General features: G+C 34.9%; 11 protein-coding genes and 1 pseudogene. 3 read left to right on the forward strand and 9 right to left on the reverse strand.

The features are described from left to right. Positions 1–37: 37 nt before the first annotated feature. Both HRG09_RS17415 and HRG09_RS17420 read right to left on the reverse strand, forming a co-directional pair. Positions 38–1006, reverse strand: a complete 969-nt coding sequence (locus HRG09_RS17415; RefSeq protein WP_174102158.1) for an SPFH domain-containing protein — start codon at positions 1004–1006, stop codon at positions 38–40. After that, entirely contained in the window at positions 1006–1437 is a 432-nt protein-coding gene (locus HRG09_RS17420) for an NfeD family protein (RefSeq protein ID WP_174102159.1), read from the reverse strand. The genes HRG09_RS17415 and HRG09_RS17420 overlap by 1 nt, the downstream gene beginning before the upstream one ends. 277 nt (positions 1438–1714) lie before the next feature. Here HRG09_RS17420 and HRG09_RS17425 point away from each other — a divergent pair, with 277 nt between their 5' ends. Further along, on the forward strand, positions 1715–2932 hold the full coding sequence (locus HRG09_RS17425) for an MFS transporter (RefSeq protein WP_174102160.1): 1218 nt from the start codon (positions 1715–1717) through the stop codon (positions 2930–2932). 115 nt (positions 2933–3047) lie between these two features. Here the strand turns inward: HRG09_RS17425 and HRG09_RS17430 are convergent, their stop codons facing one another. The 4 genes from HRG09_RS17430 to HRG09_RS17445 all read right to left on the reverse strand — a co-directional run bounded on the left by HRG09_RS17430 (position 3048) and on the right by HRG09_RS17445 (position 6135). Then, positions 3048–3494 (reverse strand): NUDIX hydrolase, encoded by a 447-nt coding sequence (locus HRG09_RS17430; RefSeq protein ID WP_174102161.1) that lies wholly within the window; start codon positions 3492–3494, stop codon positions 3048–3050. Positions 3495–3517: 23 nt separating this feature from the next. Beyond that, positions 3518–4258 (reverse strand): M15 family metallopeptidase, encoded by a 741-nt coding sequence (locus HRG09_RS17435; RefSeq protein ID WP_174102162.1) that lies wholly within the window; start codon positions 4256–4258, stop codon positions 3518–3520. A gap of 11 nt (positions 4259–4269) precedes the next feature. Next, entirely contained in the window at positions 4270–4767 is a 498-nt protein-coding gene (locus HRG09_RS17440) for a GNAT family N-acetyltransferase (RefSeq protein ID WP_174102163.1), read from the reverse strand. Between the two features lie 213 nt (positions 4768–4980). Next, the gene (locus HRG09_RS17445) at positions 4981–6135 is read right to left on the reverse strand and encodes a stage II sporulation protein P (RefSeq protein ID WP_174102164.1); all 1155 of its coding nucleotides are present in this window, start codon (positions 6133–6135) and stop codon (positions 4981–4983) included. An 89-nt stretch (positions 6136–6224) separates the two neighbouring features. Here HRG09_RS17445 and HRG09_RS17450 point away from each other — a divergent pair, with 89 nt between their 5' ends. Both HRG09_RS17450 and HRG09_RS29015 read left to right on the forward strand, forming a co-directional pair. After that, positions 6225–6518, forward strand: a complete 294-nt coding sequence (locus tag HRG09_RS17450) for a hypothetical protein (protein ID WP_174102165.1) — start codon at positions 6225–6227, stop codon at positions 6516–6518. Between the two features lie 26 nt (positions 6519–6544). Next, positions 6545–6844: a permease gene (locus HRG09_RS29015; protein WP_254610113.1), complete on the forward strand. Its 300-nt coding sequence runs from the start codon at positions 6545–6547 to the stop codon at positions 6842–6844. On the opposite strand, the gene HRG09_RS17455 is transcribed toward HRG09_RS29015, so the two are convergent. The 3 genes and pseudogenes from HRG09_RS17455 to brnQ4 form a co-directional block, all read right to left on the reverse strand. Next, entirely contained in the window at positions 6832–7347 is a 516-nt protein-coding gene (locus HRG09_RS17455) for a DUF1572 domain-containing protein (protein ID WP_174102166.1), read from the reverse strand. The genes HRG09_RS29015 and HRG09_RS17455 overlap by 13 nt on opposite strands. Positions 7348–7436: 89 nt before the next feature. Further along, positions 7437–7607 (reverse strand): annotated as a pseudogene (locus HRG09_RS17460) (tRNA-binding protein); the annotation flags it as partial. A 67-nt stretch (positions 7608–7674) separates the two neighbouring features. Continuing rightward, positions 7675–9012, reverse strand: coding sequence for a branched-chain amino acid transport system II carrier protein BrnQ4 (brnQ4, locus tag HRG09_RS17465; RefSeq protein WP_254610114.1), 1338 nt, complete (start codon positions 9010–9012; stop codon positions 7675–7677). Positions 9013–9440: the final 428 nt, after the last annotated feature.

The following is a 9440-nucleotide window of genomic DNA, read 5'->3' on the forward strand; positions in this document are numbered from 1 at the left end:
AAAAAGAGAAATGGCAGCCCATTTCTCTTTCTCGTTGTTATTGTTCTTTCGGTGTATCAGAAGAAGGCAATTTCTTCGCTTGTTTTTCTTTAAAAATTTCGCCAATTGCACCAAGTGTACCAAGTGTTTCAATTGCATTTGATGGAATGAAGACCTTATTCGCAGGTCCTTTTGCAACCTCAACTAATGATTCGAAAGATTTATAAGCAAGAACTCGTTCATCTAAATCCGCTGCACGTATTAATTCAATACGATTTTGTTCTGCTTTCGCAATCGTTTCAATCGCTCTTGCTTCCCCTTGTGCTTCTAGTTCTTTGGCTTCTCGTATACCTTCTGCCTCGCGAATACGCGCTTCTTTATCCCCTTCAGCCATTAATATTTTACTTTGTTTTTCCCCTTCAGCTCGAAGGACTTTATCTTGTTTTGCAGCTTCTGCTTCTAGAATAATCGCACGCTTATTACGCTCTGCTTTCATTTGTTTTTCCATGGATGCTTGCACATCTTTTGGCGGATTAATATCAACAACTTCTACACGTTCAATACGAACGCCCCATTTTTCTGTCGCTTCATCAAGTGCTAAACGAATTTCTGTTGAAATCTTTTCACGCCCTGATAACGTTTCATCCAGTTCCATCTTACCGATAATTTGACGCATTGTTGCAGATGTAATATTACGAACACCATATTCATAATTTGAAATACCGTATGTCGCAAGTTCTGGTTCCACGATTTGATAGAAAATAATCGTATCAATTTCCACTTGTACATTATCTTTCGTAATAACTTTTTGCGGTGGCACATTCGTTTGTTGAATACGTAAATCATGGTATACACGAACGCGATCTACAATAGGAATTAAAATATTTAACCCCGGATGCATGATGCGTTGGAATTTACCAAACCTTTCAATAACTGCCACCTTTTGCTGCGAAATGATTTTAATTGTTAAAGCTACAAATACAACAACAATTAATGCAAAAATAATCGTTAATGTTAATCCTACCATTATGATTCACTCTCCTTTTTTACATGTAAAACTGTACTGCTCCTCTTTATAACAATGACTTTTTCTCCAGCGGAAATGGGGACATCTGAAATAGCAGTCCAAGTATCTCCATCCACTTTCACAATTCCATTTTCTTCACTTGTAATCGCTTGCATGATAATTCCTTTTTTACCAGCAAGTTTATCGACAGTATCGGTAAACCCTTTTGCCTCTCGAAAATTTTTAGAGATTCGTTTCGTAAAGAAAGTCAATGTTAAACTTACAATTGCCCCTACAATAACTTGTAAGAATAGCGCTTCTGGGGCAAATATTGCAATTAGACCTCCGACAACCGCTCCAATTCCAAGCCATAACATGTAAAAGGTAATCGATAACATTTCTGCAATAAATAAAATACCAGCTATAATAAACCAAATTACCCATCCAGCCATATGCAACCCTCACTTTCTTTTTTATTTTCTATATGTATATGAAAAAAAAGAATTGTTTATCACGTCCCCCTAATTAAGATGAGACGTTTTAACCGAAGCTACTATACATATCCACTGTTGTAATGAGTATTAATAAAATAGTATATTAATATATTCTTTATTATACATGAAAATCCCTGTATAAAAGTTACAAAAAATAAAATTCTTTCAAAAAATCATTTCACACATTAAGATGAATATAGAAAAAACAATTATTTATAAGATGGAGGTATCCATATTGCCTCGGCAATCATTATCCTTTTATTGGATTTCTAAAATGTTCATCACTCTCGCTGATGTTATTTACGTAATGATTCTTACTACTCATATTTATATGACAACAAAATCAGCTACCATCACTGCCCTTTTTCCATTATTGGGAGTTATCGCGAGTCTTATTGCAAGTACATCTGCACCACTTTTAATGAACCGTTTCCCTTCTTATTCATTACTTTTTACATTACAAGGGATTAAGACTTTCCTTTTAATTCTTTTAACCATGTTATTCCCTTTGTTATCATCTAACATTGCTATTCTTCTTACGTTTATTATTCTTGTTTCATTATGCAGTGGATGGAGTTCTCCTTTATTATACGCTGTTATTCCGCGCCTAGCACCCCAAGAAAAGTTAGTAAAAGTAAATAGTGTCTTTTCCTTTTCAACACAAATTGTTCAAGCAGCTGCTTATTCGTTCACTAGTTTAGTTGTCCTTTTCATTGGAGCTACTTCTACACTTATGATAAACAACATATTAATGATTTTGGGATGTATTGCATTATACATTTCATTGCGCACTATACAAGTTGAACAAACAACAGAAAAGTTAGCTTCTAAATCTGCTACTTTAATAGAGGGTTGGAAGCTATTATTCCAACATCCATCTCTCCGTACAGTTACATATATGGACTTAATTGAAACGTTTGCTGGAACGATTTGGATTGGGGGCATTACGATGGCTTATGTAACAACTGCTCTTCATAAAGGAGAAGAATGGTGGGGATATATTAATACAAGCTACTATATCGGAACATTAATTGGCGGATTACTAGCCTGGCAAATGAGTACATATATTCAAAATAACTTGATACGCTCAATGGCTGTCGGATCACTTCTATTTAGCGTACTCACTTTCTTATATGGCATAACAAGCAACGGCTTTATTGCACTGTTTCTTTGCCTTCTAATGGGACCTGCTTATCAAATTAGAGATATTTCCCAAACAACCGTTTTACAATCAAGTGTACCACCATCTCTATTATCAAAAATGTATACAGCTCATGGCACACTTACTTCGACTGTTTCAGGGATTTCTATGCTAAGCGTCGGTATTATTACCGATATGTTTGGTGTCCGGACAATATATATCATTGCTGCTTTTCTCATTTTATGTTCTGCTTGTTTATCTTTTATGTTATTGAAACATACGAAGCAGCAAGAAAAGGACGTTTCTCTTTGAGTTTGCTATTTTTTATCATATAAAACTTTAGAGAATAAAAAAAGGAGGAAATAAAAAAACGTTTTAGACGAACGAAATCCGTCTAAAACGTTTTTTAATGCATGAACAAACTTTTTTATTTCACATACATCTCTTCTAGTAAATGTATAAACTCACCTTGATTTCCTGCTAATACAGGACATTTTGTTATATCAACCCATTCATAACAAAATGTTAAGCCCTCATCTTCCTCTCCTGCACTTACGATATGTTCCCATGTATCCTTAGCGTCTGTTAATAAAGACATATGAAAAAAATGACGTTTTTGATATTCCTGTTTTTCTTTCACATGGATGATATAATCATCAATGAAACGTTCTATACATAAATGCCGAAGTCCTGACTCTTCTAGCACTTCACGCAGTACTGCTGCTTCTAATTTCTCTCCTTCATCCACTGTTCCACCTGGGACCTGTATACCAGCTTCTGGCATATCACGATGTGTAAAAACAAGCAATTGCATATTCCCTTCTTTCTCCCTCGTAATGTATGCATATACCTTTTTCTTATATAACATCGTCATCTCGGCCGTCTCCCCTTAATTGATTATTTCATGGCTTCTTCTAATGTGAGTTGATTTTCATACAAATAGGTAGCTTGCGGATTCCCTACATAGCGAACGTGCCATGGTTCATACCGATAACCCGTAATCGATTCCTTCTCTTTTGTATACCGAATGACAAAGCCAAACTTATGTGCATTTTCAGCAAGCCATTTCCCTTCCTTTGTATCTCCAAAAACAGACTCTAATTGAAATTTAGCAGATTGTGATGTAATATCCATCGCAAGTCCCGTTTGATGTTCACTCGTTCCTGGAATCGCACTCGACATCGCTGTTTTCGCTTCCCCATCTTGAATCTTATACATTGTATTGAGTGCTTTTTGCCGATCAAAAGACCTGAATCCAGAGACTGCAAAGAGAAAAACCCTCTCTTGATCACCTTGCTTGAACATATTTTCAAGTGCCTGTGCTGCTTCTTTCCTCATTTTCTTCTTCTCTTGATCTCCTTCACTTGAATAACGCACTTTTGGAATGACTAAATCTTGCGGCTTATAACGATCCGGTAACCGTCTACTTTTATTTACAAGCACAAGTATAGAATCCGGATTATTCACAACTGCAATATCTCCTTCTACTTGAGCAATAGTTTCTTGCTCTTTTGGAAATGTAACAATACTATTCACTTCTTGTGCTTGCTTATCTTTATACATTTTATAGTTAATGCCTGCTACTCCAATAATAATTGCAACTACTACGACACTCAGCAGTGTCCACCTTTTTTTCATAAAACGACCTCTTATTTTAATAATTTAGCCATATAATACTCGTCGATATTTTCCTCACCAACAATGAGAGAAGCTTTTTTGACACCTTCTTGTTCAAATCCTACTTTTTTATATAGTACTTGAGCTCGCGTATTATGGGCCATTACTGTTAGTTCTAAACGCCATACATCATGTAATTTTGCCCATATCTCTACTTCTTTAAACAAATCTGTTCCAATTCCTTTTCCGCTATACTCTTGTAAAATTCCAATTACAATCGCTGCTGCATGTTTGTTTCTTTGCACATTACCACCATTAGCTAAAATAAATCCGACTAATTGCTCACCTTCTACTGCTACAAATATTGTAGAATTATTGTTTTCTATAAAGCATTTAATCATATTTTCTTGCTGCTCCACTGTCATATTCCGTTCCCCTGGTTCCAATAACATAAAAGAAGTTTCTTCATCTAATTGTTTTCCTAACTGTAAAAATGCTGCTGCGTCCTCTACTTGAATTTCTCGTATCATCTCTATCACCCTGTCGATTTTATAATGTAAAAAAGTCTTATCTATATAGAGGATTTCGCTATTTTTTTATGAAATACCTTTCTATTTTTCATAGGAGAAATAGACAAATTTCGATATTAGTATAATGAAGATGAAATTCTTTTTATAAAAAGAGCTTGGTTCCAATTTTCCTCTTCTTTTTGAACAAAAAAAACGTAAGCACCACGCCTACGTTTATCCATTCACCTTTTCTGCTTGCCAAAAATATTCACTAAATGCTTTCGCCAATACATCAATGGAACGATTTAATTCTTCAGAGGTATTATCTACACCTCCTACTTCAATTAAAATTGCTTGTCCTGACAAGTCCTGATTATAAACACCATTCCCTGTTTGAAACCCCTTTTGTATAACTCCTCGACTTACCCCTGGATATTTCTTATTAATCGCTTCATGTAGTGCAGTTGCTAATTGTAAGTTTTTGGCGTAATTTTTATTCCCTTTTCCTATGACAAAAGCAAGTCTCGCATACGATTTATCTCCAATTGCTTTTGTCGTGACATTTTTACGGGCACTATCTCGGTGCAAATCAAAAAAGTATTGTAACTCTTTATTTCCTGCCATTGCCTCCTGTACAATTTCCCGAGACATTTTGTAAGAACTCGTATCATTTAACCCTCTACTAATTAGTCTCTTCCCAACATCTGTTTTATCAAGAACTGCTCCTATTCCTTCATTTTCTAATTGTTCACGGAATCTATCTCCGAAAATAGAAATATTCGTCACAGAACTCGTCGCTTTATTTGCGTTTGGATTATTTGTCAAATTTAATAACGGCAAATAAGACTCCCAACTGTGAGAATGATAGATAAATGCAACTTGTCTTTTCCCCGTCGTTTGGGAGGGCTGTTTTTTTTCTTTATTCGTATCCGGTTTCGGAACCTGTCCAGTTTCTCCCGTTCTTTCCTTCACCAATTCTTCAAGCGGAACACTTGATTCTATCGGTAAATTAGAATAATCAGTCCCTTCACCGGCAATGACAATTTCTGCATCATATTTTCCAAACCCAGGAAGTTCTTTTCCGACGAAACTACGCACATCATCAAAACGAATATTTGTTGCTGTTGAAAAAAGAAAAGATGAAATCGAAAAATCTTGATTTAAATTTCGATATTCTTGTGTAAAATAATGATTTTCCTTTCCAATCACATACATATACCCATTCATTGATAACTCATTCAACCAACTATATAAATATGCTGACTTTGTTTCTTTCAATGAAGTCACCATCATACTAATAAGAAAAAAAGTTGCTAACATCATAAGGACAACAAATAAAATAAGCTTACGTACACTTGTTAATTTCACATAAAAAAAGCCTCGATTCATAACATCACCCTCTCTGTTCCAACTTATGTACAAGCTATAGAGAATAGACCGCCTAAATTTCGGCTATATTGTCATAGAGGTGAAATGAATTGAAGCTAATAATCGGTATCATTCCTATTGTTTTATCATGTGTTTTTTTATTATTTGCAGCACACCCTAAAGTCCGTGTTTTCTTGGATATTTGCGCGTACCTTTCATTATATATACTTGGTATACTAATTGCTTTTAACATATATGATGTTGTGCTTCACGGCTTAGTATTTATGACGACCATCCACGGTATTTTATTGAATCCATTATTTCTCATCACCGGGGCTTATGTAGGAGTATATTTTTTATATCTACTTATTTATAAACTAGTAGCAAGTTTAAGAAGGACATAATACTTATTTGTAAATGGAGTGTAAAAATGAGACCCACTTTTATATGTCATAAATGCCAGAAAAAAATTATCAGAAAGCAAGATCTTATTACCACAATGTTTTACATACGCATCTACTTATTTCACAATACTTGTTTTGGCCAACAATTTTTCTTTTCTAGTTTTCTTCCTATTAATACGCTATTTGGAATATATTTTATTTTGTACACCCTCGTTGTAGGGAGTATTTTAACCATAACTGAGCCATCGGTTATTTGGATTTTCTTTTTAATACCTGCTTTATGCCGTTTAATTTCTTACCATTATATTGAACGTCACTTTCGTTGATAACGAGTAGACTGTCCTTTAGGAATACTCAAACACTCCCACTCTTCTTTCTTTAACATTTTGCCAACATAAATGATTTGTCCAACATGTAAAGCGTAATGAGCAATTTGTCTCTCAATTGCTTGCATAACACTATGTGCTTCACCTCGAATATAGACGAGTGTTAAGAGGTCTGGTGAAGTTAATGATTGCAGCGCTTGAAAAACATAATCCCAGCCTTCCTGCCACGCTATTAGCGTCTCTTCTTTTGAAGCATAACTCCCCTCAAATTCACCATCACGATTGCGATCTAATTTTTCACCATCTGCCGTTAAAAAATCTGTCCACCTTGAGCGCATATTCCCATGTAAATGTTTGATTATAATTGCAATACTGTTTGCTTCTTCATGAGGTGTCCAACTTATTTGTTCATATGATAACTGTGAAAGTGTCCGTTCTCCTTGCTTTTGCATCGCCTTAAAGTTTGAAATTGCACATTCTAAATAGATCTTTCCAATATCCATTTCTAATCCTCTCCCTATGAACTAATTGGTGTTCCATTAGGGATTTCTATATCTGGCTGCATTGACCACTCCCACGGCTAAAGCACATGGTCTTTCCTGCTTACAAATTCTGTAATTCGAGCACTGGACTGCCTCATACCAAGTTCACCAAAGTCAATTTCCAGCTTAATCGCAGGTACACGCGCTTCTTTAAACTCTTCTGCTTTTTTTATCGTTCCAACGCGTAAATCTAACTGTAAAAAGTCTTCAAAATTAGCCATTTTATCATTCCTTCCAAGCTAATATTTAGACAAAACATATGAATTCCCTCTAAAAAAAGAAAGATGCCTAAGCACCTTTCTTTTGTAACTCACTTGATTCACTTGGTCTATATAAGAAGTAACCAATGACTCCACCAATACATGATGGTAGTAACCACCCAATTCCTTCCTTGTATAAAGGAAGCATTTGCAGGACATTTGTTATGGCGTCAAACTTAATATTCGCGCTTTCTAAACCGTTAAATACACTGATTACTAACGCACCCAAAATCGCACCGATATATATTGTATTTCGCTGTCCAATCCATTTATGGAAATATGACAGTACAATTAGTACAATCGCAACAGGGTAAATAATCATCAATACTGGTAATGTTACAGCAATAAGCTGTGTTAACCCTAAATTTGATACAACTAAACTAAACACACATACCAATGTTACAATCATTTTATGTGATAATTTTGGGAATAAATTTGTAAAGAATCCCGCACACGCGGATGTCAGTCCAACTGAAGTTGTTAAACAAGCAAGTGTAATAACAAGGCCTAACAATACTTTGCCACTTGTTCCATATAGCTCATTTACAACTTTCGTTAAAATAAGACCTCCATTATCAGAAACGCCAAGTGATGTACTTGTCGAACCAAGATAAGCAAGTGATAAATAAATTAATGTTAAACCTAATACAGCAATAACCCCAGATATAATTGTTACTTTTGCGATTTGTCCGCTTTCTTTTATCCCTTTCGAACGAATAACTTGTACAACAACGATACCAAACACAAGTGCACTAATCGCATCCATCGTTAAGTATCCTTGAATAAATCCACCGAAAAATGCAGTATCTTTATATGCTTCTATCGGTGCAGCAGGAGTTCCAATTGGATCAATTATAGCTTTACCTACAATTACAGCGACAATTAATACTAATAACGGAGTAAGAAACTTTCCAAACCAATCAATCAATTTTGATGGGTTTAATGATAAGTACCACGTAATACCGAAGAAAACTGTTGTGTAGAGAAACAACATGTACCATTCTGAAGCCATTGTTTCCGTTAAAAATGGTTTCATCCCCATTTCAAAAGAAACCGCTCCTGTACGTGGGATGGCAAAGAATGGTCCAATTGCTAAATAACTAATCAGTGGGAAAATAAATGCAAATATAGGGTGCACTCTAGAAGATAGCGCTTTCAAATCTCCTTCTACAAAAGCGACAGCCGTTACAGCTAATAGAGGAAGTCCGACTCCTGTCACAAGGAATCCAATTGTGGCAATCCAAACATTTTCTCCTGCTTGTTGACCTAATACTGGCGGGAAAATTAAATTTCCTGCTCCTAAAAATAATGCAAATAACATTAAACCGATTGCTAGTGTATCTCCTGGCCTTAATCGTCCCTTCATCTCTCTTTTGCATAGCATGTTTTCATTGTTTTTGTCTCTTTCACAATATACTATGCATCCTCCTCTCTATCCATAGTGATTATATATACCCCTTAAAAAGCAATGTCTTTTCCCATAATTTCTCCATTTCCCCTTTTCTTACTCCGATTAATAATTTTGATTTTTTAGAATATTGAAGATATCAGAGTGTTATACCACAGAGTTATTAGGTCAGACCTCTTTACTTTTGTCAAACATATAGTAACACATTTAGTTGAAAAATAAAAATATATTTTTATACGAAATTTTTCGAAAAACTAAATAGTATGCAAACCTTTCATTATTCTTTTAGAAAAATATTTTATAAACAAATAAGCTACTGTTCATTTTGTTATTTTTAAATAACGATAGGTTTTCTCTTCCTATATATTATGAAAAGCCACCTAAAT

Source organism: Bacillus sp. Xin1 (genome assembly GCF_013314535.1).
In the GTDB taxonomy this organism is placed as follows: domain Bacteria; phylum Bacillota; class Bacilli; order Bacillales; family Bacillaceae_G; genus Bacillus_A.